The organism is Roseateles sp. GW821-FHT09G09 (assembly GCF_059415965.1).
The window spans coordinates 273,568-298,856 of sequence record NZ_JBWKOG010000002.1 but is presented as its reverse complement, the minus strand read 5'-3'; the positions used below and the strand labels follow the sequence as shown (position 1 = coordinate 298,856).

Annotated in this window: 21 protein-coding genes; 4 read left to right on the top strand and 17 right to left on the bottom strand. The window is 69.9% G+C overall.

What is annotated here, in order from left to right; translation table 11 throughout:
• Positions 1–143: 143 nt before the first annotated feature.
• Both xdhA and xdhB read left to right on the top strand, forming a co-directional pair.
• Entirely contained in the window at positions 144–1,667 is a 1,524-nt protein-coding gene (gene xdhA, locus AC07O8_RS06160) for a xanthine dehydrogenase small subunit (protein WP_495047199.1), read from the top strand.
• On the top strand, positions 1,664–4,090 hold the full coding sequence (gene xdhB / locus AC07O8_RS06155; RefSeq protein ID WP_495047198.1) for a xanthine dehydrogenase molybdopterin binding subunit: 2,427 nt from the start codon (positions 1,664–1,666) through the stop codon (positions 4,088–4,090). The genes xdhA and xdhB overlap by 4 nt, the downstream gene beginning before the upstream one ends.
• 41 nt (positions 4,091–4,131) lie before the next feature.
• Here xdhB and AC07O8_RS06150 read toward each other — a convergent pair whose 3' ends face one another.
• Positions 4,132–5,097 (bottom strand): SLAC1 anion channel family protein, encoded by a 966-nt coding sequence (locus tag AC07O8_RS06150; RefSeq protein WP_495047197.1) that lies wholly within the window; start codon positions 5,095–5,097, stop codon positions 4,132–4,134.
• 199 nt (positions 5,098–5,296) lie between these two features.
• Between AC07O8_RS06150 and AC07O8_RS06145 the strand changes: the two genes are divergently transcribed.
• Positions 5,297–6,247, top strand: coding sequence for a GlxA family transcriptional regulator (locus AC07O8_RS06145; RefSeq protein WP_495047196.1), 951 nt, complete (start codon positions 5,297–5,299; stop codon positions 6,245–6,247).
• A gap of 25 nt (positions 6,248–6,272) precedes the next feature.
• Here the strand turns inward: AC07O8_RS06145 and AC07O8_RS06140 are convergent, their stop codons facing one another.
• From AC07O8_RS06140 to AC07O8_RS06120, 5 genes are all read right to left on the bottom strand, one after another.
• Positions 6,273–8,939 carry a DUF2339 domain-containing protein gene (locus AC07O8_RS06140; protein WP_495047195.1) on the bottom strand — a complete coding sequence of 889 codons (2,667 nt, stop codon included), beginning with the start codon at positions 8,937–8,939 and terminating at the stop codon, positions 6,273–6,275.
• Positions 8,940–9,076: 137 nt separating this feature from the next.
• On the bottom strand, positions 9,077–9,592 hold the full coding sequence (locus AC07O8_RS06135) for a hypothetical protein (protein WP_495047194.1): 516 nt from the start codon (positions 9,590–9,592) through the stop codon (positions 9,077–9,079).
• Positions 9,593–9,605: 13 nt separating this feature from the next.
• Positions 9,606–9,791 (bottom strand): hypothetical protein, encoded by a 186-nt coding sequence (locus AC07O8_RS06130; protein WP_495047193.1) that lies wholly within the window; start codon positions 9,789–9,791, stop codon positions 9,606–9,608.
• Positions 9,788–10,477, bottom strand: a complete 690-nt coding sequence (locus AC07O8_RS06125) for a phytanoyl-CoA dioxygenase family protein (protein ID WP_495047192.1) — start codon at positions 10,475–10,477, stop codon at positions 9,788–9,790. The genes AC07O8_RS06130 and AC07O8_RS06125 overlap by 4 nt, the downstream gene beginning before the upstream one ends.
• Before the next feature lie 140 nt (positions 10,478–10,617).
• Positions 10,618–12,636 (bottom strand): peptidase inhibitor family I36 protein, encoded by a 2,019-nt coding sequence (locus tag AC07O8_RS06120; RefSeq protein WP_495047191.1) that lies wholly within the window; start codon positions 12,634–12,636, stop codon positions 10,618–10,620.
• Positions 12,637–12,955: 319 nt separating this feature from the next.
• On the opposite strand from AC07O8_RS06120, the gene AC07O8_RS06115 reads away from it, so the two are divergent.
• The gene (locus tag AC07O8_RS06115) at positions 12,956–14,374 is read left to right on the top strand and encodes a carbohydrate-binding protein (protein ID WP_495047190.1); all 1,419 of its coding nucleotides are present in this window, start codon (positions 12,956–12,958) and stop codon (positions 14,372–14,374) included.
• Positions 14,375–14,652: 278 nt separating this feature from the next.
• Here the strand turns inward: AC07O8_RS06115 and AC07O8_RS06110 are convergent, their stop codons facing one another.
• From AC07O8_RS06110 to kdgR, 11 genes are all read right to left on the bottom strand, one after another.
• The gene (locus tag AC07O8_RS06110) at positions 14,653–15,003 is read right to left on the bottom strand and encodes a GFA family protein (protein ID WP_495047189.1); all 351 of its coding nucleotides are present in this window, start codon (positions 15,001–15,003) and stop codon (positions 14,653–14,655) included.
• Between the two features lie 56 nt (positions 15,004–15,059).
• A complete protein-coding gene (locus AC07O8_RS06105) occupies positions 15,060–15,923 on the bottom strand; it encodes an HDOD domain-containing protein (protein ID WP_495047188.1) in 864 nt (287 codons plus the stop codon).
• A gap of 50 nt (positions 15,924–15,973) precedes the next feature.
• The gene (locus tag AC07O8_RS06100) at positions 15,974–16,675 is read right to left on the bottom strand and encodes a Crp/Fnr family transcriptional regulator (protein WP_495047187.1); all 702 of its coding nucleotides are present in this window, start codon (positions 16,673–16,675) and stop codon (positions 15,974–15,976) included.
• Positions 16,676–16,818: 143 nt separating this feature from the next.
• A complete protein-coding gene (locus AC07O8_RS06095) occupies positions 16,819–18,168 on the bottom strand; it encodes a glycerate kinase type-2 family protein (RefSeq protein ID WP_495047611.1) in 1,350 nt (449 codons plus the stop codon).
• 87 nt (positions 18,169–18,255) lie between these two features.
• Entirely contained in the window at positions 18,256–19,188 is a 933-nt protein-coding gene (locus AC07O8_RS06090; RefSeq protein WP_495047610.1) for a 2-hydroxy-3-oxopropionate reductase, read from the bottom strand.
• Positions 19,185–19,970, bottom strand: coding sequence for a 2-dehydro-3-deoxyglucarate aldolase (garL, locus tag AC07O8_RS06085; RefSeq protein ID WP_495047186.1), 786 nt, complete (start codon positions 19,968–19,970; stop codon positions 19,185–19,187). Before garL ends, AC07O8_RS06090 begins: the two co-directional genes overlap by 4 nt.
• A gap of 66 nt (positions 19,971–20,036) precedes the next feature.
• Complete coding sequence (locus tag AC07O8_RS06080; RefSeq protein WP_495047185.1) at positions 20,037–21,032, bottom strand: Bug family tripartite tricarboxylate transporter substrate binding protein; 996 nt, start codon at positions 21,030–21,032, stop codon at positions 20,037–20,039.
• 32 nt (positions 21,033–21,064) lie between these two features.
• Entirely contained in the window at positions 21,065–22,351 is a 1,287-nt protein-coding gene (locus tag AC07O8_RS06075; protein ID WP_495047609.1) for an enolase C-terminal domain-like protein, read from the bottom strand.
• Positions 22,352–22,437: 86 nt separating this feature from the next.
• A complete protein-coding gene (locus tag AC07O8_RS06070; RefSeq protein ID WP_495047184.1) occupies positions 22,438–23,433 on the bottom strand; it encodes a Bug family tripartite tricarboxylate transporter substrate binding protein in 996 nt (331 codons plus the stop codon).
• Between the two features lie 220 nt (positions 23,434–23,653).
• Positions 23,654–24,400 (bottom strand): FadR/GntR family transcriptional regulator, encoded by a 747-nt coding sequence (locus tag AC07O8_RS06065; RefSeq protein ID WP_495047608.1) that lies wholly within the window; start codon positions 24,398–24,400, stop codon positions 23,654–23,656.
• Positions 24,401–24,480: 80 nt separating this feature from the next.
• Positions 24,481–25,287 carry a DNA-binding transcriptional regulator KdgR gene (gene kdgR / locus AC07O8_RS06060; RefSeq protein ID WP_495047183.1) on the bottom strand — a complete coding sequence of 269 codons (807 nt, stop codon included), beginning with the start codon at positions 25,285–25,287 and terminating at the stop codon, positions 24,481–24,483.
• Positions 25,288–25,289 lie beyond the last annotated feature (2 nt).

Here is a 25,289-nt window from a genome sequence, read left to right as displayed (position 1 = left end):
TCATAAGTCCCATCGTATAACCATAGGGACGGCGCAGGAGTACCGTCCTGGTTAATTGCATCCGGCGGCGCCGGAGCCACCCTCGCCCGCTTCTTGCTTGCCCGCCAGCGGTCCTTCCGGCCCGCCCAGCCTTGCTCTCGTCCATGACCGAACCCCGTCCGATCCGCTTCTTCCACCAGGGTCAGCTCCAGTCCGTGTCCGGGCTGCCGCCGACGACCACGGTGCTGCAGTACCTGCGCGAGCACGCCCGCTGCGCCGGCACCAAGGAGGGCTGCGCAGAAGGCGATTGCGGCGCCTGCACGGTGCTGGTCGGCGAGCTGGACGCGGACGGCCGGGCCGTCGAACTGCGCAACGTCAACGCCTGCATCCAGTTCCTGCCGATGCTCGATGGCAAGGCGCTGCTGACGGTCGAGGACCTCGGCGACAGTGCCGACCTGAACCCGGTCCAGCAGGCGCTGGTCGACTGCCATGGCTCGCAATGCGGGTTCTGCACGCCTGGCTTCGCGATGACGATGCAGGCGATCTATGAGCGCCATCAGGCCTGCGGGACACGCCCGGAGCGCCAGGCGCTGGCTGACGACCTGTCCGGCAACCTGTGCCGCTGCACGGGCTACCGGCCGATCCTGGAGGCAGGCGAACGCATGTTCGAGGCGCCGGCGCGCACGATCGATCGCACGCCGATCGTCGAGGCGCTGCGGGTGCTGGCTGAAGATCCGCCGCTTCAGTACGAGGCGCTCTCTCGCGCCGGTACGCCGCAGCGCGTCTTCGCGCCGCGCTCGATCGACGAATTCGCCGCGCTGCGCGAGGCGATGCCGCAGGCGCGGCTCGTCGCCGGTGCGACCGACGTCGGCCTGTGGGTCAACAAGCAGCAGCGTGAGCTCGGCGACGTGATCCTCACGGGGCGCGTTGACGAGATGCGACGCATCGACTCGGTGACGGCGCAGGACGGCACCACGCTGCGCATCGGCGCATCGGTGACTTTGGAAGACGCCTGGTCCGCGCTGACCGCGCGCGTGCCCGCGCTGCGCGAGCTGTGGCTGCGCTTCGCGTCGCCGCCGGTGCGCCACGCCGGGACCTTGGGCGGCAACATCGCCAACGGCTCGCCGATCGGCGACGGCGCCCCGGCGCTGATCGCGCTGGGCGCGCGCATCGTGCTGCGCCGCGGCGCGTCGCAGCGCACGCTGCCGCTCGAGGCTTTCTACCTGGACTACATGAAGAACGCGCTCGAGCCCGGCGAGTTCGTCGAGGCGCTCGAGGTCCCCTCGCCGCCGCCCGGCACGCGGCTGCGCGGCTACAAGCTCGCCAAGCGCTACGACAGCGACATCTCCGCCGTCTGCGCGGTGCTCAGCCTGCGGCTGGAGGACGGCGTCGTGCGCGACGCCCGCTTCGCGTTCGGCGGCATGGCCGCGATCGTCAAGCGCGCGGCGAAGGCCGAGGCCGCCGTGACCGGCCGCGCCTGGGACGAGGCGGCGTCGATCGACGCGGCCGCCGCGCTGCGCGAGGACTTCAAGCCCATGACCGACCTGCGCGCAAGCGCGAGCTACCGAGAACGCACCGCCGCGAACCTGATCCGCCGCTTCTGGCTGGAGACGCGCGCCAATGCGCCGGTCGCCGCCGAATCGAGCAGCGTCTGGCAGGCCGTCAACCTGCAGCGGAGCGTCGCATGAACAAGCCCTCGGAACTGCCGCTCGGCTTCGACGCCGACACGCCCGCCATACCCCTCGATGCGCGACAGACCGCGCTGCAGCCGCAGGTCGGCGTCAGCCGCGCGCACGAGGCCGCGCATCTGCACGTCAGCGGCGAGGCCACCTACATCGACGACATCGCCGAGGCGCAGGGCACGCTGCACGCGGCACTCGGTCTTTCGCCGATCGCACATGGCACGCTTGTCGCCATCGACGTCGAGCTGCTGCGCCGGCAACCGGGCGTCGTCGCGGTGCTGACCGCCGCCGACATCCCGGCCGAGAACAACTGCGGCCCGCTGCTCCACGACGACCCCATCCTCGCCGACGGCGACCTGCGCTACGTCGGCCAACCGGTCTACGCGGTGATCGCCACCGATCGCGAACTCGCGCGCCGCGCCGCCGCGATGGCGAAGCAGGCCATCGTCGGCACGCCGCTGCCGGCGGTGCTGACCGCCCGCGAGGCCCATGCCATCGGGCAATACGTCATCCCGCCGATGCATCTGGCGCGCGGCGACGCGCAGGCGGCACTTGCCTCGGCGCCCCACCGGCTCGACGGCGAATGGGGCGTCGGCGGACAGGAACAGTTCTACCTGGAAGGCCAGATCAGCTACGCGCTGCCGCAGGAGAACCAGGCGCTGCTGATCCACTGCTCGACGCAGCATCCGTCGGAGATGCAGCAGTTGGTCGCGCATGCGATGGGCTGGCAGGCGCACCAGGTCACGGTGCAGTGCCGGCGCATGGGCGGCGGCTTCGGCGGCAAGGAATCGCAGTCGGCGCTCTTCGCCTGCGTGGCCGCGATCGCGGCGCACAAGCTGCGCCGGCCGGTCAAGCTGCGCGTCGACCGCGACGACGATTTCCTCGTCACCGGCCGCCGCCACGGCTTCGATTACCGCTGGTCGGTCGGCTTCGACGATGAGGGCCGGATCCTCGCCGCCGACATCGACCTGATCTCCAACTGCGGCCACAGCGCGGATCTCTCCGGACCGGTGATGGCACGCGCCTTGTGCCACTTCGACAACGCGTACTGGCTGCCGAACGTCTCGATGCACGGCTACGCCGCGAAGACGAACACGCAGAGCAACACGGCCTTCCGCGGCTTCGGCGGGCCGCAGGGCGCGCTGGCGATCGAGATGATCCTCGATGGCGTGGCGCGGCGCCTGGGCCTCGATCCGCTGGCGGTGCGGCAGCGCAATTTCTATCGCGACGGCCAGGACGTCACGCCCTACGGGCAGCGCGTCGAGGACAACCAGATCCGCCGGCTCACGGACCAACTGGTCGAGACCTCCGGCTACCACGCGCGACGCGCGGAGATCGCCGCCTTCAACGCGGCCAACCCGGTGCTCAAGCGCGGGCTGGCGCTGACGCCGGTGAAGTTCGGCATCTCGTTCAACGTCGTCCACCTGAACCAGGCGGGCGCGCTGGTCCATGTCTACACGGACGGCTCGGTGCTGGTGAACCACGGCGGCACCGAGATGGGCCAGGGGCTCAACACCAAGGTCGCGCAGGTGGTGGCGCATGAACTGGGCGTTCCGGCGCTGCAGGTGCGCGCGAGCGCGACCGACACCAGCAAGGTCGCCAACACCTCGGCGACGGCGGCGTCCACGGGCTCGGACCTCAACGGCAAGGCGGCGCAGGACGCGGCGCGCAAGATCAAGCAGCGCCTGAAGCCGCTGGCGGCACGGCTGCTCGGCTGCGACGAGGACGCGCTCGTCTTCGACGGTGGCGAGGTGCGCGTGGATGCACGGGCCGACGGCGCCGGCGATGGTCATCTCGAGGGACTCGACGGGCCGAAGTCGATCAGCTTCAAGGAGCTGGTCGCCAAGGCCTACCTGGAGCGCATCCAGCTGTGGAGCGACGGCTTCTACGCGACGCCCGGCCTGCACTGGGACCGCGCGAAGCTGCAGGGTCACCCGTTCTACTACTACGCCTTCGGCGCGGCGGTGGCGGAGGTGCTCGTCGACACGCTGACCGGCGAGTCGCGCGTGCTGCGCGCGGACGTGCTGCACGACGTGGGCAAGTCGCTGAACCCGGCGCTGGACATCGGCCAGGTGGAAGGCGCGTTCGTGCAGGGCCAGGGTTGGCTGACCAGTGAGGAACTGGTGTGGCATCCGCAGTCGGGCCTGCTGCTGACGCACGCGCCGAGTACCTACAAGATCCCGACGGCCAACGACATGCCGAGGGACTTCCGCGTCGCGCTCTACGACGCGCCGAACGCGGCGGACAGCATCCACCGCTCGAAGGCGGTCGGCGAGCCGCCGCTGCTGCTGCCGTTCTCGGTGCTGCTCGCGATCAAGGACGCGGTCGCGGCCTGCGGGCCCGAGCGCTGCGATCCCCCGCTGCGCGCACCGGCAACGCCGGAAGCGGTGCTGGATGCGATCGACGCGGTGACGCCGGCAGGTCGGTGACCTCAGCCGCCTCGGCGGCGCCGGTGACCGCGATGGTGGGATCACCTGAACAGCTGTCCGTTCAACACGATCCGCACCGTCCGCACGAACAGGACCGCCAACGCCACGCTCAGCACGCCCAGCAGCACGATCGCCAGCACCTGGAGCGGGATGCCGCCTTCGTGGCCCGCGTACTTCAGCGCGGCGCTCGCCAATGCGGCCATCGGGAAGCTGATGCCCCACCACGCCGGTGAGAACGCGATGCTCGGGCGGAACACCTTGGGCGAGATCACCAGGAACAGGAACAGTCCGAAGTAGAAGAGCACGGCCGCGAAGCGGTCGACGCCGACCAGGTTGCTGTAGGCGAGGAAACCCACCTCGAACGGCGCGACCAGCATCATCAGCGAGGGCGTCACCGCCGGCGCGAGCGGCTCACGGTGCACCAGGCGGCTCACGATCATCACGAAGAGCACCGGCGCCAGCATGGCGCCGAGCGCGCCCGCGATCAGGTTGATCTCCGGCGCCCAGGCCATCGGCATGTCCCGGCCGGTGACCGCGATGTCGAGCGTCGCCACGCCCGAGAGCAGCCACGCGGGCATCACGAGCGCGGCGTCCAGTTGCCCCTTCAGCAGCCGCGACACGGCGATGAACGCGAGCACGAACGCGCCCACTGCGCCGAGGGTCCACAGCGCCTGCGCCGTCGACGCGCTGTAGGGCTCGATCAGCGAGGAAAGCAGCAGCAGCGAGATCGCGATCGTGCCGAAGAAGTTGCCGCCCACCGGGTGACGGAACTCCGCCTGCACGACTTCGGGATGCTTCGCCAGCTTGGTGAGGTAGCCCGCGGCCATCAGCACGAAGACGAGCACCGCGAGCGCGCCCACCGCCTCGCCGATGAAGGCGGGGGCGGAGAGGCTCCGATGCGCGAGCCGCCAGGCCAGCGCCAGCCCGGACAAGCCCATCACCGAGGCGAAGAGGTTCACCGGCAGATGGCGGATCGAGGCGCCGGCTTGCCCGGCGGAGGCCGGCATTCCCGACGTCATGGACAACGGCGGAGGCATGGAAGGTGAGGCGTGCATGTCGGCGTCCTTGGCTGAAGTCGCTTGGCTGAAGTCGATTGGCTGAAGTCGATTGGCTGGATTTGCGTGTCCGGATATTTTCTGCCAAGCTCACCGGAGCGTGCCGGTCGCCGGCACGGCGTTTCCTGCCAATCACCGGGCATTCACCGCCATGCGCATCGCCATCCTCGCCTTCCCCCGTTTCCAGCTGCTCGACGTGGCCGGGCCCGCCGACGTCTTCGCGGAGGCGTCCCATCAGCTCGGCGACGCCAAGGCGTATCAGGTGAACGTGATCAGCACCGACGCGGGGCTGTTGCGAAGCAGCAGCGGACTGCGCATGGCCGTCGACGCGACGGTGGCGACGCATCGCGGCCGCATCGACACGCTGCTCGTCGCCGGCAGCCCGCGACGCGACGACATGGTCGTCGACGCGGACCTGCGGCGCTGGCTGCAACGGCAGGCGCGCACGGCGCGTCGATACGGCTCGGTCTGCACCGGCGCGTTCGCGTTGGCGTCGGCCGGGCTGCTGGACGGCAAGCGGGTGGCGACGCACTGGAACTCGACCGAGCGGCTCGCCGCGGACCATCCCGACGCCTGCGTCGAGCCCGATGCGATCTACGTGAAGGACGGCAGGCTCTTCACCTCGGCGGGCGTGACCGCCGGCATGGACCTGGCGCTGGCGATGGTCGAGGACGACCACGGGCGCGAACTCGCGCTGCGCGTGGCGCGGCAGCTGGTGATGTTCCTGAAGCGGCCCGGTGGGCAGAGCCAGTTCAGCGCCCACCTGGCCGCGCAGACCGCCGAGCGCTCCGACGTGAGCGCGATCCAGGACTATGTGCTCGCGAACCTGCGCGCGGACCTGTCCGTCCCCGCGCTCGCGAAACGCGCTGGCATGAGCGAGCGCAGCTTCGCGCGCGTGTTCCGCGACGAGACCGGCACCACGCCGGCGGAGTTCGTCGAGAACGCGCGCATCGACGCCGCGCGCCGCATGGCGGAGGACTCGGATCTGCCGGCCAAGCGCCTGGCCGACGCGGTCGGCTACGCGAATGTGGACGGCTTCCGGCGCGCGTTCGGCCGGCGTCTGGGACTCACGCTGGTGGAGTACCGGAAGCGCTTCGCCTAGCGGGGGGCGGCGACGTCGGTCCCGCCTACTCCCGCGCGGGCGGCTGCGGCGCCAGATACCCCGCCAGCAGGAACAGCGCGCCCATGCCGAGGAGACTGCCGACGATGCCCATCGGCGAAAGTGCCAGGCTGCCCAGTGACAGCAGCAACTTGACCGCCGAACCCGCCAGCACGGCGGCGGAAAGCTGCCAGGCCAGGCGGCGACCGCTGCGCGTGCTCAGGAACAGGAAGCCCACGCCGATGGCGGCCAGCGCGACCGGCAGCAGGTAGCTGTCCCACGCGAGCGGGAACGCGAACTGCGGCGCGTCGGTCACACCGCGCACGACCACATAGCCCATCGCGACGCCGGTCGCGGCGGCGACGATGTGGCGGACCTGCGCGGGCACGCCCTCACCGAGCTTCCACCAGGTCACCAATGCGGCGTAGAAGGACGCGCCGGCCAAGACCCACTCTGCGCCGCCGGCCGAGCCGGTCCAGGGCCAGGCGGCGATCACGAGCGGCACCGGCGACGCCAGCCCTGCCGCGTGCGCCATGCTGGTGGCGGAGATGAAGACCTCCCTGGCCCCCGGTGCGTCCACGCGCAAGCGCGTGAGCACGTGGGCGAAGGCGACAGTACCCGCCACGAGCAGCAAGGCGATCTGCGTCCAACTGCAGTTGAAGACGAAGGCCACGAGCGCCGGCAGCAGGTGCGCCAGCCAGAGCAGCGCCTTCGCCCGCTCGGCGGCATAGGGGCTCAGGGTCCTGCGCAGCGACAGGAACGCCGCCACCGCGCCGAAGACCACCGGCGCCACCACCGCGGCCAGCGTCAGGACACGCGGTGCCTCACGCGCCACCGTCAAGGTCAGCAACCAGCCCGCGGCGAGCACCGCCGCGTAGATCGAGCGCACGAGGAGGATGTCGGACGGCTTCGCCTCCAGCGCTTCCTGCGATGTCGACAGAAGCCGAGACGGCGACGACGAGGACTCCCCCGGCGATGTCGCACGGCCCAGCACATGCGCCAGCAGCGTCGCCGCCAGCATGATCAGCGTGAAGATCGGCAGCAGCTCGAAGCGGAGTCCGGCGTATCGGTACGACAGCGCCGCCGCGGCCGCGACGGTCACGGTCGCGGCCAGGCCGGCGTCGACCGGCCTGCTCTCGCGCTGCATCCGCACCGACAGCGCGAGGCCCGCCAGCGACAGCAAGGCGACAGGCCACAACGCCGGCACGTCGATCACGGCGAGGGCGCCGACCGCCACGAGCACACGCGCCACGAGGCGACGGAACACGGACTGCGCGCGCGTCGTCAGCGTCAGGATCGCGCCTTCAGCGAACAGGCCGAAGCTCGCGACGGATCGCGCCAGATCGCCCTGCACCAGGCCGGCGGCCACGCTCAGCGCGCTCAGCACCCAGGCGGTCTCGCGCAACGCACGCTGCGGGAACAGCCGCATGCCTGCGAAGGCCAGCGCCGCCGCGGTGACGAAAGCGACGGCCATGAACGCGGTCGGCGCCAGCAGCCAGCTCTCCAGTGCGACGAAGACGACGGCGGTGGTCGAGAAGCAGGCGCTGAGGACGGGGATCTCGCGGGCCGAGGCCGACAACAAGCGCCCGAGCGGCTCCTCGGAGGGACGATGGCGTCGAGCCCAGACCAGCGCCCAGCCGGCGAACTGCGCGACATAGGCCAGCAGCAGCACCTGCTGGTGCCAGGCGGGCAGCGAGGGCTCGTAAGTCGCGCCCGCGTAGGCCAGCGCGGCCAGGCCTGTCGCGCAGACGTGGGCATGGATGCCGATCTCCTGCCAGCGGCGGGACAGGCTCACCCCCAGCGCGAACGCAGTCACGATGAGGCCGTAGACCAGATTGAAGAGCAGTCCCGCGTGGCCGTACATGGCGAGCAGCGGCGCGGCATAGGCGCCCAGGAAGCCGACGCCGGCCAGGACCTTCGCGTCCTCCTTCAGCGCGCGATACACGAGCGCGCCGGAGATGGCGGTGAAGAGCACCAACGCGACCGTCGGCGAGACGACCTCGTAGCCCGACGCGCCGACATAGGTGGCGAGGAAGCCGATGGCCGCCGCGCCGCCTTGCACGACCTGGCCCCACAGCCCGTTGCGCGCGCTCAGCTTGATGCCCGCGAAGCCGAGCGCCGCCGCGGCGACCCAGCCCAGCGACACCTTGGCGAGCGGCGACAGCAGATGGCCCCACTCGATCGAGCGGAACAGCACCACGAAGCCGAGCAGCAGCAGGACGATGCCGGCGACGGCGAAGACGTTCTTGCGCAGCAGGTCGAAGAAGGCGGCCTGCCATTGCGGTGTGACGGAGGCGGCCGGCGACGGCGCGACGCGCGGTGCCGCCGGCGGTCGGACCGGCGGCGACGATGGCACGGTCGCCGCGGCCTCGGGCATCGGAGCGACTGGAACGGCCGGAGCGGTCGGAGCGGTCAGAGCAGACGCCTGCGGCGCGTCAAGGGATCGAGGCGTCGGCGCCGACTCCTGAGGCGGCGGCACCGTCGCCGTCGCCGCTCCCATTGGCGATGCGGTCGCGGGCTGCGCGCTCGGCGCCTGCGCCGCACGCGCCGGCTGAGTCGCCGCGGGCTGCACTCGCACGACGTCCTGCGTGGCCAGCCGTTCCTCCAGCTCGCGGACGCGCCGCTTCACTTTGGAGAGCTGCCACCACAGATGGCCCAGGGCGACGACCAGGAGGAAAGCTTCGAAGGAATCCATGTCGCGCGCAGCCGCAGCAGGTCGAGGAAAGGCCCGCAGTGTCTTTCACCGGGCCGCGGCGTCAATGGACGAAAGTCCTGCGGTAGCGCGTGGCGGCACCAGTGGTGGCGCCGCGAACGGCGACGTCGAAGGCGGTGTCACCGGCAGGTGGGCGATTCCACCTCGTATCCGAGCCAGAGGTAGAGATGCGTCGCCACCTTGCCGCCTTGCTTCTCCGTGAGGTGCACTCCCTCCCGGCTGACGCAAAGGTCGGCGCGTACGCGGACGCCGTCCCGACCTGTGACCATCAGGCTCGTTGAATCGCCCTTTACGCTGCCGGTATCGCCGAAGGCGGCGACGCCGATGAATGGCAGTTCGGCCCAGTCGCCAGGGACCTTCGCGCGATAGACCAGCGGCTTGGCGTCAGTCAGCTTGTTGGTGGCGACGACATCCTCAGTGCTCGCCTGGAGGTCGCTGCCTCGAAGCTGCTTGCAGCACCGGGGCTGGGACTGCGGATCGGCGAACTGAAGATGGATCGTTGCCGTGGCCGGGACCGGGCGATCGACAATCAGCAATGCATTGCCGTCACCGTCCAGCGACACGAGACCGAACGCGACCTTTGGCGAGCCAACGCAGGCAGAGCACCACAAGAGAAGTGCCAGCAACGGCAGCATCAGCAATCGGGACTTAATGACCATCGTCTGACCAGTGAGGTTCGTCGTCGAGGAGTTTGATGACACCGTATTTCTTTCCTACGGCATGAAGATCAGCCTCGGTCTTCACCTCGACCTCTTTGCCGTCCGCACCGCGAATCAATTCGATTGGGCGCTGTTTTACCTGTGACGACGCGGTCGCGCAGTTCACGTCAGTCATCCCGCTGAATGTTCCCTCTTTACCGACCATTCCAGTCCCAGCGGCAATCGCGCAGGACCGAACACGAAATGCAGGACACGACGCCTGCTGGTTCCGGCGGACTTCGATGACGCATGCAGCGCCAGCGGGCGCATGACCAGCGCATCGCCCGCGGAGGCGGTGCAGGTGGACTCGCCGCGATCGGCGCGGACCGTTGCGGCGGCTTCCGGCGTGAGCACGCCCAGCCGGTGCGATCCAGGCACCACGCGCAGCAGCCCATCGTCCGCGCCGCACGCATCGACGTGCAAGCGGACGGCGATCAATTGCTCCAGCACCTCTCGCGGCGGTTGCACGAACAGCGTGCCTTCCTTGTCGGACCAGCCTCGCAACCCCGGCGCGTCCACGCGTCGGGCCACGGGAATGCTCAGGTCCTGATGCAGGGCGACCAGCCAGTTGCGGTCGCTAGACTTCTCGAAATAGGTGCACTGGACCGCGACGTGGTCCTTCGGAATCAGCGACCCCAGCACGCGATGCGCCTTCAGCGAGACCGCCAATGCGGCAATCTCCCGTCGCTCCAGCAGACAGCGCGAACCACCCACCGCGCCCTCGCGCAGCATCACTGGCGCCAGCGCCAGCAGTTCCTCGGGATCCACCACGGATACGATCAGCGCGAATCCGTCGGCCTCGAAATCGACGACGACACTCATGCAGCGCATTCTGCGTCAGGACGTCCGCCCTCCCCTCGACCGCGCATCGCGCACCGGCGATCCCAACGACAACGGGGGATCGCGCCCTCAAGCCCGATCCCCCGTCTGACTGACAGCGCGCTCTCGCGCGCACAGCCGCTTCAGCGTGCCGTCTCGACCCGCTGCGCGTTCAGACCGTCCGACACGATGAACTCGAAGCGGCCGCCGGCCGGCAGTTCATGCGTGTCCAGCGTCGCCTCGCCGCCCTGCAGGTCCTGCGCCAGGTTCAGTCGGCGCGTGCCGTCCGTCCAGGTCACGCTCAGGAACGGCGCCGAGTCCGCATCCCAACGCAGCGTCGCCTTGCCCGACGCTTCCTTCACCGTCACCTGCGCGCGGCTGCCGCCGGCCGCCTGCGCCTTCGCACGGGCGTTGCTCACCCGCGCCTGGGCCTGCGACAGGGTCACGCCGTCCTTCAGCACGCTGATGGCGGCGATGTTGTCCACCTTCGGCACCAGCACGCTGAAGTGCTGGTTGTCGCCGTCATGGTCCAGCGCCTGCGCCGTGAAGGCCACGTCCTGGATCTGTCCGCCCGTCGTCTGCACGCGCAGCACGTACGGGCCGGAGGCCGCGTCAGGCTTGGCGAACAGCGCCTTGACCGGGTTGATCTCGACCTGCCGGCCGTTGATGCTGCCGCTCACCAGCAGCACGTCCTGCGCCACCGCCTTGGCCTCCGCCGCCTGCGCCTTGACCGTGTCGGCCGGCGTCAGGTAGGTCTGCATGATGCGGTAGTTGTAGTCCGAGAACACCGTGCCGCCGCAGTAGCTCATGATGTCGTGGCGGTCCGTCGGGCGCGGGTCGTAGAACGAGCCCGTGTCCGACAGGTAGCTCCAGATGTAGCGGCCCGGCTTGCCCAGGTTGGCGTCCGGGTACGGGTACTTCGGATCCGGCGAGCCCGCGCCGCCGCAGGCCGCGTGCGGCAGCGAGAAGTTGTGGCCGAGCTCGTGCGCCACCACGTCGCGCACCGTGTCCGGATTGCTCGGCATGTCGAAGCCGACCGCCGAGTTGCCGGGCACGTAACCCAGACCCGCCAGGCCCCAGGTGCGCTTCGGGATGAAGCCGAAGTAATAGTCGTGGCGCGCGGCGCCCTCGATGCGGTGCAGGTCGGCGAGCTCGCCCAGGATCTTGCCGAAGGCGTCGCTCCATTGCGCGTCGGTGCTCGGCAGCGTCGTGACCTTGCTCGAGACGAAGGCCGGGTGCGACTGCAGCGTCACCGTCGACACCGGGAACAGCGCGCGCAGATGCGCGGACTGGTCCGTCGGCAGCTGGCCGGTCGTGCCGGCGATGCGCACCGGGATCGGGATGAATCGCATCGGCGTGCCGCCGCCCACGCGCGGCGTGATGCTCTGCGCCGCGGCGCCCGCGACGTTCACCGTCACCTTCAGGCCGTTCTTCACCAGCTCGGCCGGGATGCTCACGCTGTAGGCGTCGTCGAAGGACTGCGTTTCCGACACCGTCGTCGGCAGGCCGCGGCGCGGCGCGGCCAGCACCAGGTCGCGGCCGCTGCCGTCGACGGTGTTGTCGATGCGCACAATGCCCGTCGGCGCGACGGTGCCCGCGGGCGCGGTCACGTTGACCTTCAGCAGCGCCGGCTTGTTGGCGACCAGCACCAGCTGGCTGTCGCTGCTGCCGTAGAGCATGGACTGTGCGAACTGCACCGAGGCCAGCGTCACCTTGGCGGCCGCCGGCGGCGCGGTGATGCGCATCGACGAGGCGGCGTCGTTGAAGCCCGAAGGCACCAGGTTGGCGTTGTCCGCCGTCAGCGTGATCGACTTGCCGCCGTAGTTGATGTCGGCGAACAGCTGCACCTTGAAGCCGGCCGGCACCTTCACCGACGAGATGCGGTCGTTCCAGCCCGACCCCACCCAGGCCGAGTCGGCGGCCAGGCACATGCTGGCGCCGGCGTAGTTCACATGCTCGTAGAAGCAGACCTGCGTCCCGGCCGCGGCCGCGGTCGAGCCGGTGGATGCGGTCGCGCCACCGTTCTGGCGCGCAGCACCGACCAGCGCGCCCGAACCGTCGCTGCCGCCGCCGCAGCCGGCGAGCACGCCGGCGACGACCAGGGACAGGGCCAGCGGATGCAGGCGGAGGGCAGCGCCGCAGCGCCTCGTGGTGGTGTTCATGGAATCCGTCCTTTAGACCTTTGGAGGTAGGCGGCGGATTATTCGGAGCGCTCCTCGCACGACCTGCAACCGGTGGCGCCGTTTGGTAAGCGGGCGCAAGCAGGTTTCCAGGCTTTTGCGCTTTACACAGCCGACATGCGCCTCCGACGTACTCAGGACGCGCAACGCCTCGTTGCACTCGATACGGAACATGCGTCGCCTGTTCAGGGACACGATTGAAAGCGGTTTCACAAAACGCCACAGAATCGCCGTCGATCGATCGAGGCCGCGCGGATGTCGCGCGACGCCCGACGGTCCTTCAATCCCAAGGGAGCTCGCGATGACACTGTCCGAATCGTTCCGCCGTCCTGTCCTCACCGGCCTTTCGTTCGCCCTCGCCGCACTCGCCCTGTGCGGCACGGCCTCCAGCGCCTTTGCCCAGACCAAGGTGGTCGGCTACATCCCGGCGTGGAAGGGCCTGCGCGCCGTGGCCGACCGCACCGACCTCACCAAGCTCACCCATGTGAACCTCGCCTTCGCGAATCCGTCGGGCAGCGGCGCCTTCCTCAGCAACGGCAATCCGACCTGCATGGACGCCTCCGCCGCGGACATCAGCTACGTCGTGCAGAAGGCCCACGCGGCGGGCGTGAAGGTGCTGATCTCGGTGGCCGGCGGCGCGATCCCCGGCTGCTCCGGCAACTGGCAGACGCTGCTGCAGCCCGGCAGCCGCGCGGCCACCGTCAACGGCCTGGCGCAGTTCGTCAACACCTTCGGCCTGGACGGCGCCGACATCGACATCGAAGGCGCCGTGCTGACCGCCATCGACCGGGCCGGCAACTACACGCCCTTCATCCAGGCGCTGCGCGCCGCGCTGCCCGGCAAGCTGGTCACCGCGGCCACGGCGAGCTACGAAGGCGGGATGGTGCCCGTCTCGTCGATCCCGCACTTCGACTTCGTGACCATCATGTCGTACGACAACGTGGGACCGAGCTGGGGTCAGGTCGGGCAGGAGCATTCGTCCTACGCGCAGGCGCAGCGCGACGTCGCGACGTGGCAGTCGCGCGGGCTGCCGAAGGACAAGCTGGTGCTGGGCGTGCCGTTCTACGGCTACGGCTTCAACGGCTATGCGTCTGATTACGGCTTCAACGACATCGTCAACCAGTTCGGCGCGGCGGCGGCGCAGAAGGACCTGGTCGGCACGCTGTGCGCCAGCTGCGGCTACATCACCTACAACGGCATCCCGACGATCAAGGCCAAGACGCGGTTGGCGCTACAGCAGGGCGCGGGCGTGATGATCTGGGAGCTGGCGCAGGACGGCACCGGCGCCAACAGCCTGCTGACCGCGATCCGCTCGGAGATCGGCGGCACCACGCCGCCGCCGACGAGCGGCAAGTTGATCGAGGCGGAGAGCTTCACCAACCAGAGCGGCGTGCAGACCGAAGCGTGCAGCGAAGGCGGCAGCAACGTCGGCTGGATCGACGCCGGCGATTGGATGGCCTATGCGAACGTCAACTTCCCGACCAGCGGCAGCTACCGCGTCGAGTACCGCGTCGCCAGCCCGAGCGGCTCGCGGCTGTCGCTGGACCTGAATGCGGGCAGCATCCAGCTCGGCCAGGTCACGATCCCGGCGACCGGTGGATGGCAGAACTGGACGACGGTGTCGCACACGGTGAACGTGAACGCCGGCACCTACGCCCTCGGCATCTATGCGCCGGCGGGTGGCTGGAACCTGAACTGGGTGCGGGTCACGAAGCTGTGAGCGTGCGCTGACGGGCTGCGCCGGGGCAAGAAGGCTTCAGTACTTCCACCGCCGCTGGCCCTCACCCCTGCCCTCTCCCGCAAGCGGGAGAGGGAGCAAGACAGGTAGAGCAATCTACCGGTCAGCTCGGTGCACTCTCACTCCCTCTCCCGCTTGCGGGAGAGGGTGGGGGTGAGGGCCAGCAGACTCGGCAGTCAGAGGGCTTCCGTACTTCAACGGCCGCTGGCCCTCACCCCCTGCCCTCTCCCGCAAGCGGGAGAGGGAGTCAGAGCGCGGCATCAGGCATCCCGGCCGTTGTAGTGCGTGACCGGAACGCTCTCCAGATCGATGCCCTCGAGGCAGCGGACATTGATCGCCGCCATCGCATTGCCTTTGGGGTTCGTGCCTTCCGCATAGGGATGGATCCCGCACACCGCGCAGAAGCGATGCTTGATCGCGTGCTTGTTGAACACGTAAGTGGCCGCCGCCGCATCTTCCGTCTTCAGCCGGAACTGCGCGCGCGGCACGAACCACAGCAGCGAGCCCTTGCGCTGGCACATCGAGCAGTTGCAGGCCATCGCGCCGTCGATCTCGCCCTCCACCTCGTAGGCCACACGCCCGCAGTGGCAGCTTCCTTGGTATGTCGTCATGCCGTCTCCGATGCTCGTCTGGATCGTGAAACGACTGACCTTACCTCAGCCTGGCCTCACTTGAGCATCAGCTCGACGTCCTGCCCCGGATCCCCGCAGCCATCCAGGCGCAGGCGCAGGAAGTCGAGGTCCAGGTGGAGGTGCTCGACCAGTTCCGGCACCGCCGTCGTCAGCGCGGCGATGCGGTCCGCGTCCTGGTCGCAGGCGTCCGCGATCACCTCCGACAGGTGCAGGATCGCGGCGAGCATCGAGAAGGGCTTGACCTCCAGCGGCACGTTCGCGTCCGTGAAGGCCTCGACCAGATCGGCCGGGAAGTGCCAGTGCGCCGCGAGCGCCGCCGTCACGTCCGCATGCGTGCAGCCGAAGCGGCTGGACTCCAGCGAGAAGCGGCTGCCCGGCTCGCCCGCGTGGGCCTCGACGTCCGCGACCTGGTCCGGCTCGGTCATCGCCATCATCAGCTGCCCGGTGCGCAGCATCAGGCCGGCCAGGTAGGCCGTGTCGGCGTCGCCCTGCAGCAGCTTGGCCAGCAACCGCGCGTACCCGGCCGTGCGCATGCTGTGGCGCCAGAAGCGCTGGCGGTCCAGGCCCTTCACGTCGGGGAAGGTGCCCGTCAGGCTGGCCGCCATCGCGAGGTTTCGCAGCGTCTCCAGGCCCAGCGCCATGGCCGCGTCCTGCAAGGTGCTGATCGTGTGCGACGGGCTGTAGCGCGCCGAGTTGGCCAGCCGCAGCACCTTGGCCGCGAGCGTCGAATCCTTGCCGATCAGCTCGGCGATCTGGCCGAGCGAGACACCGTCGTCGTCCAGGCTGCGCAGCAGCTTGCGTCCGACCTCGGGCATCACCGGAAGGCTGGCATGCCCCCCGAAGAATCGTTCCGCGCTGGAAACGGTGGTGGCGGCGGGGGTCACGCTGGCGATCGTCACATGGGCCTCCTTGGGACGCGACGGAAAGTGTGGCGACCAGTCTAAGCCGCTCAGCGACCGCGCGCCAGCGCCAGCAGTTCGACCCGGTCCAGCAGCCCGATGCGATAGCCGCGGACCGCCACCACACCACGATCGGCGAGCTGGCGCAGGGTGCGCGACAGCGTCTCCGGGGAGATCGACAGCTGCGCCGCCACGTCCCGCTTGCGCTCGGCGAGCTGGAATTCCTCGGCGGCGCCCGCCTGCGCGAGCAGCCAGGCGGCCACCCGACCGGTCGCGTCCTTCATCGTCAGGCCGCGGATCGCCGACTGCGCGTCCCGCATCTGCGCGGCCGAGGCCCGCACCAGCGACTCCAGCACCAGCGGCTGCGACCGCAGCCACATCGTCGCCACCGCCATCGGCCAGACCATCAGCAACGCCGAGGCGGACACGACGCTGACGTCCTCCTCGTAGCGGCCTTCCAGCCAGGCGGTGTGCAGGTCCAGCCACTGCGGCCCGGCCGTTGGGGCGCGCGCGGCGACCTTGCCCTCGCACAGTGCGAGCATGGCCACGGCGGCGTCGCCGCGACGGATGGCCAGCTCGCCGGCCTGGCAGCGCCGCACCTGGGTCATGCCGGCCAGCGCGGACCAGCTGGCGCCGTCCAGCAGCAGGTCGCCGAGCAGCGCACGCCAGGGGATCGGATGCGCGGGGCCGGGGATCAACCCGGCGCTGGCGGGAGGAGACGGGTCGGAGATCAGGGGGGCAATCACGGGCATGCTCGGCAACTCTCGGAAAGCGGGAATGCCGGACTGTCCTCGCCCTCGACGGAAATTGCCTTGAGGCACGTCAACATCTGGTCAATCTCCCCCTCGATTCGCTCGATGGGGGGAGATGCGCCGCCCTGCGCGGGCGTGACCGCTCAGCGGATCAGCAGCGCGCGGAAGTCGTTGACGTTGGTCTGCGTCGGCCCGGTGATGAGCAGGTCGCCGAGCGCCTCGAACAGCGCATAGCCGTTGTTGGCCGCCAGCAGGTCCGCCGGCTTCAGGCCGAGCGCGCGGGCGCGCTCCAGGGTGCTGGGGCTGAGGAAGGCGCCGGCGTTGTCCTCGACGCCGTCGATGCCGTCGGTGTCCGCGGCCAGGCCCCAGACCTCCGGCTGTCCGTCCAGCGCGATCGCGCAGCCGAGCACGAACTCGCCGGCCCGGCCGCCGCGTCCGGGTTGCGGCACCAGCGTCACCGTGGTCTCGCCGCCGGACAGGATCAGGCAGGGCCTGGCGAAGGGCTCGCCGTGCCGCGCCACCGAGCGCGCCAGCGCGGCGTGCACGCGGCCGACCTCGCGGGACTCGCCCTCGATCTCGTCGGACAGCACGTGTGCGGTGATGCCCAGCGCGCGCGCCGCCTCGGCGGCCGCGAGCAGGCTCTGGCGCGGCGCCGCGATGATGCGCTGCTCATGGCCGTCGAAGCATCGGTCGCCGGGCTTGGGCGTCTCCCATTCGCCGCGCTCCAGCGCGTCGACGGCGAGCTGCGGCAAGGCGATGCGGTAGCGGCGGCAGATCGCCAGCGCCTCGGCGCAGGTGCTCGCGTCGGGCACCGTCGGGCCGGAGGCGATCACCTGCGGATCGTCGCCGGGCACGTCGGAGATCATCAGCGTCAACACCTTGGCCGGCGCGCAGGCGGCGGCCAGCCGCCCGCCCTTGATCCCGCTGAGGTGCTTGCGCACGCAGTTCATCTCGACGATGTTGGCGCCGCTGGCCAGCAGCGCGCGGTTGACCGCCTGCTTGTCGGCCAGCGTCAATCCCGGCGCCGGCAGCGGCATCAGCGCCGAGCCGCCGCCGGAGATCAGGCAGATCACCTGGTCGTCGGGGGTCGGGTTGAAGTCGCGCACCTTCTGCATCATCCGGGCCGCGGCGCGTTCGCCGGCGGCGTCGGGGACCGGGTGCGCGGCCTCGACCATCTCGATGCGGCGCGGCCGGTAGTCCGGCGGGATGTGCCCGTAGCGCGTGATCACCAGCCCGGTCATGGGCGCGCTCGCCGGCCAGGCGGCCTCGAAGGCCTGCGCCATCGACCCGCCGCCCTTGCCCGCGCCGATCACCAGCGTGCGGCCCTTCGGGGGCGGCGGCAGGTGGCTCTCCAGGATCTTGCCCGGCAGCGCCCGGTCCACCGCCACGCGGTAGAGATGCTTGAGCAGCGCGCGGGGATCGGCAAGCAGGGCTTCAGCCTCCGGAGAGCCGGCGATCGGGGAGCCCGGGCCGGACGAACCAGGACCGGACATCTGGGAGGCCGAGGCGGCCGGGGCGGCCGAGGAGGCGGAAGCGTCGATGGACTGGCTCATGACCGGCGATTGTGGAGACTCGCCCCCTCAGGCGGCGTCCGTAGTGCTACCGACCTCGTGGTTGGCCAGCACTTCCAGCGCGCGCACCAGCGCCGAATGGTCGAGCTGGTCCCAGCCCTGCGCCGCGGCGGCCTGCATCAGCTGCGCGGTGTTGGCGGTGTTGGGCAGTGCCACGCTCATCGCCTTGGCGCTCTGCAGCGCGAGGTTCAGGTCCTTCTGGTGCAGCGCGATCCGGAAGCCGGGGTTGAAGGTGCGCTTGATCATGCGCTCGCCGTGCACCTCCAGGATGCGGCTGGAGGCGAAGCCGCCCATCAGCGCCTCGCGCACCTTGGCCGGATCGGCGCCGGCCTTGGAAGCGAAGACCAGCGCCTCGCTCACGGCGGCGATGTTCAGCGCCACGATGATCTGGTTGGCCACCTTGGTGACCTGCCCCGCGCTGGCGCCGCCGACCAGGGTGATGTTCTTGCCCATCAGCTCGAACAGCGGCCTGATGCGCGCGAAGGTGCCCTCCTTGCCGCCGACCATGATCGACAGCGTGCCGGCCTTGGCGCCGACCTCGCCGCCGGAGACCGGCGCGTCCAGCCACTCGGCGCCGAGCGCCTCGATGCGGGCCGCGAAGTCCTTGGTCGCGATCGGCGAGATCGAGCTCATGTCCACGACCGTCTTGCCCGCGCCCTTGCCGCCGGCGAACGCGGCGGCGATGCCGCCCTCGCCGAACAGCACGCGCTCCACGTCCGGCGTGTCCGGCACCATCGTGAAGATCACCTCGGCCTGCTGGGCGACTTCCGTCGCGCTGTCGCAGACGGTGACGCCGACGGCGGCGACGTCCTCGCGGACCTGGGAACGGGTGTGGACGAACAGCTGATGCCCGCCCTGCGCGAGACGCACCGCCATGGGCGCGCCCATGATGCCCAGGCCGATGAAACCGATCTTGATGCTCATTGCAGTTCTCTCTTTCAGTCCTTGAACTTGTCTCGCAGGCTTTGCGTCGCGCCGCGGAAGATGCCGAGGTCGCTGCCGACGGCGACGAAGGTCGCGCCCTGCTCGATGTAGCGGCGCGCGTCGGCCTCGACCGGCGCGAGGATGCCGACCGGCTTGCCCGCCGCCTTGCAGGCGGCGTAGATGGCGGCCATGGCGGCCTGCACGTCGGGGTGCTGCGGGTTGCCCAGGTGGCCGTAGCCGGCCGCCAGGTCGGACGGGCCGATGAACACGGCGTCCACGCCCGCCACCGCCGCGATGTCCGCCACCGCGGCCACGCCGGCCGGGCTCTCGATCTGGACGATCACGGCGATCTGCTCGTTGATGCCCTGGAAGTAGCCCGGCACCGTGCCGTAGCGGTTGTTGCGCTGCGAGACCGACACGCCGCGGATGCCCTGCGGCGGATAACGCGTCGAGGCGACGGCCCGGGCCGCCTCCTCCGCGCTCTCGACGAACGGGACCAGGAAGTTGGAGAAGCCCGCGTCGAGCAGCCGCTTGATCTCGACGGGGTTGTTGCTGCTGGGTCGCACGACCGGCGCGCTCACGCTGTCCTTGAGCGCCATCAGCTGCGGCACGAAGCTGCTGACCTCGTTGGGCGAGTGCTCGCCGTCGAGCAGCAGCCAGTCGAAGCCGGCCACGCCCAGCACCTCGGTGCTGATCGGGCTGGCGAGCGAGCACCAGCAGCCGATCAGGCGTTCGCCGGCGACCAGGCGCTGGCGCAGCGTGTTGGGGAAGGCGGAATAGGGCGTGGTCGGCGTCGGCATGGCGGGGCTCCTGAAGGCGGAATCAAACGGGGATCACTCGAGCGGCGCTCGAGCATCAGACGGACATCAATCGAGCTTGAGCCCGCTCTTGGCCACGACGCCCGCCCACTTCTTGCGCTCGGCGTTGAAGAAGGTGTCCATCTCGGTCGGGTTCATCGTGCTGACCTCGGCGCCCTGCGCGGCCAGGCGCGCGCGGACCTCGGGCGAGCGGATGATCGCGATCAGCGCGGCGGACAGCTTGTCGATGTTGGCCTTGGGCATGTTGGCCGGGGCCAGGATGCCCTGCCAGGTGCCGGACTCGAAGCCGGTGGCGCCCTGCTCGGCCAGCGTCGGCACGTTGGGCAGCAGCGGCACGCGGGTGGACTTGCTCACGCCGATGACCTTGAGCTTGTTCTGCTGCACGAAGGGCAACGTCGCGAGCATGCCGTTCATCAGCACCTGCGTCTGGCCGGCGATGGTGTCGGTGACGGCCTGCGAGCCGCCCTTGTACGGGATGTATTCCCACTTGGCGCCGGTCAGGCTGGCGACCTGGAAGCCGGCCAGATGCGGCGCGCTGCCCATCGCGGTCACGGCGAAGTCGATCTTGGACTTCTTGGACAGCTCGACCAGGTCCTTCAGGTTGTTGGCCGGCACCGACGGGTGGACGACCAGCATGTGCGGCGAGTACGCCAGCATCGCCACGCCCTTCAGGTCCTTGGACGGGTCGAAGTTGAGCTTGGTGTACAGCGACGGGCTGATGGCCAGCGCGCTGACGTCGCACAGCATGATGGTGTAGCCGTCGTTGGCCTTGGCGGTCTGGTCGGCGCCCATGTTGCCGCTGGCGCCGGGCTTGTTCTCGACGATGACGGTCTGCTTGAGCGCCTCGCCCAGCATCGGCGAAATGATGCGGGCGATGATGTCCGAGGAGCCGCCCGGCGTGTACGGGACGATGATCTTCAGCGGCTTGCTGGGCCAGGCGGCCTGCGCGAAGGCGCCGGGGGCAACTCCTGCCACCGCGGCGAGGGCGGCGGCGGCGATGACGGCACGGCGGGTGATGCGGAACGACTTCTTCTGATCTTGCATGTCTCTCTCCAGGTTTCGTTCGGGGGGATCGTTCAGCGGACCATGCAGGGCCGCTTGGGATCGAACTTCCAGTCGGGGATCAGGTGCTGCATGGCGAGGGCGTCGTCGCGCGCGCCCAGGCCGTGCTGCAGGTAGAGCTGGTGGGCCGCTTCGACGGCCTTCATGTCGAGCGTCACGCCCAGGCCGGGCGCGGTCGGCACGGCGACTTCGCCGTCGACGATCTGCAGCGGCTTCTCGGTCAGGAACTGGCCGTCCTGCCAGATCCAGTGCGTGTCGATCGCGGTGAGGCGGCCCGGCGCGGCGGCGGCGGCATGGGTGAACATCGCCAGCGACACGTCGAAGTGGTTGTTGGAATGCGAGCCCCAGGTCAGGCCGAAGTCGCGGCAGGTCTGCGCGACGCGGACCGCGCCGGACAGGGTCCAGAAGTGCGGATCGGCCAGCGGGATGTCGACGGACTGCAGGCTGAGCGCGTGCGTGAACTGGCGCCAGTCGGTGGCGACCATGTTGGTGGCCGTCGGCAGGCCGGTGGCGCGTCGGAACTCGGCCATCACCTCGCGGCCGGAGAAGCCGTCCTCGGCGCCGCAGGGATCCTCGGCATAGGCCAGCACGCCGCCCAGGTCGCGCAGCAGGCGGATCGCGTCCTTCAGCAGCCAGCCGCCGTTGGGATCGAGCGTGACGCGCGCGTCGGGGAAACGTGCCTTCAGCGCCTGGATCGCCTCGACCTCTCGCTCGCCGGCCAGCACGCCACCCTTGAGCTTGAAGTCCTTGAAGCCGTAACGCGCCTGCGCGGCGGCGGCCTGCTCGACGATGGTCTCCGGCGTCATCGCGACGTGGTGACGCACCTTGAGCCAAGCGTCGGTCGCGGCGTCGCTGCAGGCTTCGTCCTCCGGGGTCTTGTAGGCCAGGCCCGTCTTCGTGCGGTCGCCGACGAAGAACAGGTAACCCAGCATCGCGACGCTGTCGCGCTGCTTGCCTTCGCCGAGCAGCTCGCACACGGGCACGCCGAGGTGCTGGCCGAGCAGGTCCAGCAGCGCGCATTCGACGGCGGTGAGCACGTGGATCGTGGTCCGCAGGTCGAAGGTCTGCAGGCCGCGGCCGCCGCTGTCGAGGCCCTTGAACTGCTCGCGGACCTGCGCGAGCAGCGCGTTCCACTTCGCGACCGGCTGGCCGACGAGCAGCTCGCCGGCCAACTCCAGCGTCTTGCGGATGGGCTCGCCGCCGGGGATCTCGGCGATGCCGACGTGGCCGGCGTTGTCCTCGAGGATCAGCAGGTTGCGGGTGAAGAACGGCGCGTGCGCGCCGCTCAGGTTCATGAGCATGCCGTCGCGGCCGGCGACCGGGATCGCGCGGGCGGAGGTGACGAGGGGACTGCTTGCGCTCACGAGAAGCTCCTGGTCGATCTGGATCAATCGGCGGTGATCTTGCGGGTCTCGATGACCTGCTTCCAGCGCGCGAACTCGGTCTTCTGGAAGGCCTGCGCCTGGTCCGCCGTGTTGGCGACGGTCTCGATGCCGATGTCGGAGAACTTCTGCTTCACCGCCGGGTCGTGCAGCGCGGCGACGATGTCCTTCTGCAGCTGCGCGCGCACGGCGGGCGGCAGGCCCCGGGGGGCGGCGACGCCTTGCCAGGAGTAGACGTCGGCGCCCTTGATGCCGGACTCGGACAAGGTGGTCACGTTGGGCAGCACGGCGGAACGCTTGTCGCCGGTCACGGCCAGCGCGCGCAGCTTGCCGCCGAGGATGTGCGGCAGCACCGCGTTGACGTTCTGGAAGGAGGCCTCGATCTGGGCGCCCAGCAGGTCGCTGATCGCGGGGGCGCCGCCCTTGTACGGCACGTGCAGGCCGTTGGTGCCGGTCTGCAGCCAGAACAGCTCGGCGGTGAGGTGGTCGGAGGACCCGTTGCCCGAGGAGGCGAAGCTCATCTTGCCCGGCTCCTTCTTGAGCGTGTCGATGACGTCCTTGACGCTCTTGAGCGGCGAGGAGGCGGGCACGACCAGCACGTTGGGCGCCTGGATGGCGACGGTGAGCAGGTCGATGTCCTTGAGGGCGTCGTACTGGACGGCCTTGATCAGGTGCGGCGCGATGACGAAGGGGCCGAGCGAGGACACCAGCAGCGTGTAGCCGTCCGGCGCCGCGCGTTTGACCTGGGTGGTGCCGAGGGTGCCGGTGGCGCCGGGGCGGTTGTCGACGATGACGGTCTGGCCCCACCTCTTCTGCAGCTCGGCGCCCATGGCGCGGGCCAGCATGTCGGTGGAACCGCCGGCGGGGAACGGGACGACGATGGTCACCGGCCGGTCGGGGAAGCCGCTGGCGTGGGCCAGGCCGGCCGCGAAGGTGGACAGGACGGCGGCGCCGAGGGCGGCAGCGGCTTTGACGGCCAGGCGGCGGGTCAGGACGGTCATGGTTTGTCTCCGGGAAGGAACCGTGGAAACCGCTCTTGGTGCGACGCCGGGGCTCAACCCGTCGACACTTTGGCGGTCTTGTTGTCAGTCATCATACAAGTTAGCTTGCGCCGATGGCAAGGCGATCAGCCGCCATCCGGGTCGGGAAAAACGCGTAATCCGATAGGTTCAGCGGCGCTGCTCGTGCGATGCGTGCGAGGCGTCGAGCGCGGGTACGGGCCTAGCGCTTGTCCTGCAGCGCGAGCGCCGCGCGGCGACGCCGCTCGCGGCTGTTGGCCAGGTGCGTCCGCATGGCGGCACGAGCCGCCTCGGGGTCGCGCGCGGCGATCGCATCGAGGATGCTCTCGTGCTCCGCGTTGACGCGCAGCAGGTAGTCGCGCTGGGCGAGCGGGTCTTCGTCTCCCGCAGCCGCCAGGCTGGCCAGGCGCGCGCGCGGGATGCTCGGTGCACCCAGGGTCGCCATCAGGTGCTCGAAGTGCGGATTGCCGGTGGCACGGGCGATCTCCAGGTGGAACTGGAAGTCCGCCGCCACGGCGTCGCGGCCCGCCTCCGCGGCCTCGGCGAATGCCGACAGCGCCGCCCGCATGTTCAGCAGATGCGCATCGCCGCGCCGCTGCGCAGCCAGCGCCGCGGCCTCGGTCTCGATGCCGATCCGGAGCTCCAGCACCGCGACCACGTCATGCAGCGTCGCCATCTGCTCGGCGCCGATCCGGAACGGCCCGCCCTCCCCCAGGCCCAGGACGAAGGTCCCGATGCCGTGCCGGGTCTCGACCAGCCCCGCCGCCTGCATCTTCGAGATCGCCTCCCGGACCACCGTCCGGCTGACCTCGAACTCGGCCATGATCGCCGCCTCGGTCGGCAGCTTGTCGCCGTTGGCGAGCGCACCCGCACGGATCCGGTCCTCCAGCGCGCGGACAAGTCCGAGGGCCAGCGATTTGGGGCGGGAACGGGTCAGCGAGGCATTCATCGGGATCAGTTGTACGACAACATCGGCCTCCGCGACAACCTCGTTATCGCGCTGTCGCGTTATCGCGTCGATGCCGCGCGTCACGCATCGTCCAGCGGGAACTTCGTGCAGCCCAGCCGGGCCGAGATGTCCCGGCTGGCCGCCTGCAGCATCGCCACGACCTCGGGCGCCTTGGCGTCGTCGTAGCGGAAGGTCGGGAAGCTGACGCTCATGCCGGCGATGGGCTGGCCGAGCCGGTCGAAGATCGGCACGCCCAGGCAGCGGATGTGGTCGTCGAATTCCTCGCGGTCCTCGCCGAAGCCCTGCCGCTTCACCCGCTCCAGTTCGGCCTGGAAGGCCGCGGGCTCGGTGATGGTCTTGTCGCGGAAGCGCTGGAACTCGGCGCCGGCCAGCACGCGCGCCCGGCGCTCCGGATGCTCCCAGGCCATCAGCACCTTGCCGATGGCCGTGCAGTGCAGCGGCGCGCGGCGGCCGATGCGCGAGTACATGCCCAGCATGTGCTTGGAATCGACCTTGTGGACGTAGATGATCTCGCTGTCGATCAGCGTGCCCAGATGCACCGTCTCGCCGGTGGCGTCGGCCAGCATCTGCATGTGGTGCTTGGACAGGTCGACCAGGTCCGGGTACTGCAGCGCCTTGGCGCCGATCTCGAAGACCTTCATCGCCAGGCCGTAGCGCTCGCTGTCGGTCTCCTGCCGGACGTAGCCCAGCGTCTTCATCGTCTGCAGGAACCGGTAGACGGTCGCCTTGGGCATGGCGAGCCGGACGGACAGCTCCGAGATACCGGTATCACTGCGTTCTGACAAGGCCTGCAGGATGGCGAAAACCTTGAGCACCGCGGCCACGGATTCGGGCTGCTGCTTGCCATCGTTCAGATCGTCATCCATGC

What these genes read in the sequence shown, in the direction of transcription:
- AC07O8_RS06080 (WP_495047185.1), bottom strand. Translation starts at nt 21,032, where the DNA reads ATGCAAGATCAGAAGAAGTCGTTCCGCATCACCCGCCGTGCCGTCATC.
- AC07O8_RS06130 (WP_495047193.1), bottom strand. Translation starts at nt 9,791, where the DNA reads ATGACTGACGTGAACTGCGCGACCGCGTCGTCACAGGTAAAACAGCGC.
- AC07O8_RS06140 (WP_495047195.1), bottom strand. Translation starts at nt 8,939, where the DNA reads ATGGATTCCTTCGAAGCTTTCCTCCTGGTCGTCGCCCTGGGCCATCTG.
- AC07O8_RS06150 (WP_495047197.1), bottom strand. Translation starts at nt 5,097, where the DNA reads ATGCCGGCCTCCGCCGGGCAAGCCGGCGCCTCGATCCGCCATCTGCCG.
- AC07O8_RS06125 (WP_495047192.1), bottom strand. Translation starts at nt 10,477, where the DNA reads ATGAGTGTCGTCGTCGATTTCGAGGCCGACGGATTCGCGCTGATCGTA.
- AC07O8_RS06110 (WP_495047189.1), bottom strand. Translation starts at nt 15,003, where the DNA reads ATGACGACATACCAAGGAAGCTGCCACTGCGGGCGTGTGGCCTACGAG.
- AC07O8_RS06065 (WP_495047608.1), bottom strand. Translation starts at nt 24,400, where the DNA reads ATGAATGCCTCGCTGACCCGTTCCCGCCCCAAATCGCTGGCCCTCGGA.
- xdhA (WP_495047199.1), top strand. Translation starts at nt 144, where the DNA reads ATGACCGAACCCCGTCCGATCCGCTTCTTCCACCAGGGTCAGCTCCAG.
- xdhB (WP_495047198.1), top strand. Translation starts at nt 1,664, where the DNA reads ATGAACAAGCCCTCGGAACTGCCGCTCGGCTTCGACGCCGACACGCCC.
- AC07O8_RS06120 (WP_495047191.1), bottom strand. Translation starts at nt 12,636, where the DNA reads ATGAACACCACCACGAGGCGCTGCGGCGCTGCCCTCCGCCTGCATCCG.
- garL (WP_495047186.1), bottom strand. Translation starts at nt 19,970, where the DNA reads ATGCCGACGCCGACCACGCCCTATTCCGCCTTCCCCAACACGCTGCGC.
- AC07O8_RS06095 (WP_495047611.1), bottom strand. Translation starts at nt 18,168, where the DNA reads ATGTCCGGTCCTGGTTCGTCCGGCCCGGGCTCCCCGATCGCCGGCTCT.
- AC07O8_RS06075 (WP_495047609.1), bottom strand. Translation starts at nt 22,351, where the DNA reads ATGCTCATGAACCTGAGCGGCGCGCACGCGCCGTTCTTCACCCGCAAC.
- kdgR (WP_495047183.1), bottom strand. Translation starts at nt 25,287, where the DNA reads ATGGATGACGATCTGAACGATGGCAAGCAGCAGCCCGAATCCGTGGCC.
- AC07O8_RS06070 (WP_495047184.1), bottom strand. Translation starts at nt 23,433, where the DNA reads ATGACCGTCCTGACCCGCCGCCTGGCCGTCAAAGCCGCTGCCGCCCTC.
- AC07O8_RS06145 (WP_495047196.1), top strand. Translation starts at nt 5,297, where the DNA reads ATGCGCATCGCCATCCTCGCCTTCCCCCGTTTCCAGCTGCTCGACGTG.
- AC07O8_RS06115 (WP_495047190.1), top strand. Translation starts at nt 12,956, where the DNA reads ATGACACTGTCCGAATCGTTCCGCCGTCCTGTCCTCACCGGCCTTTCG.
- AC07O8_RS06100 (WP_495047187.1), bottom strand. Translation starts at nt 16,675, where the DNA reads ATGCCCGTGATTGCCCCCCTGATCTCCGACCCGTCTCCTCCCGCCAGC.
- AC07O8_RS06135 (WP_495047194.1), bottom strand. Translation starts at nt 9,592, where the DNA reads ATGCTGCCGTTGCTGGCACTTCTCTTGTGGTGCTCTGCCTGCGTTGGC.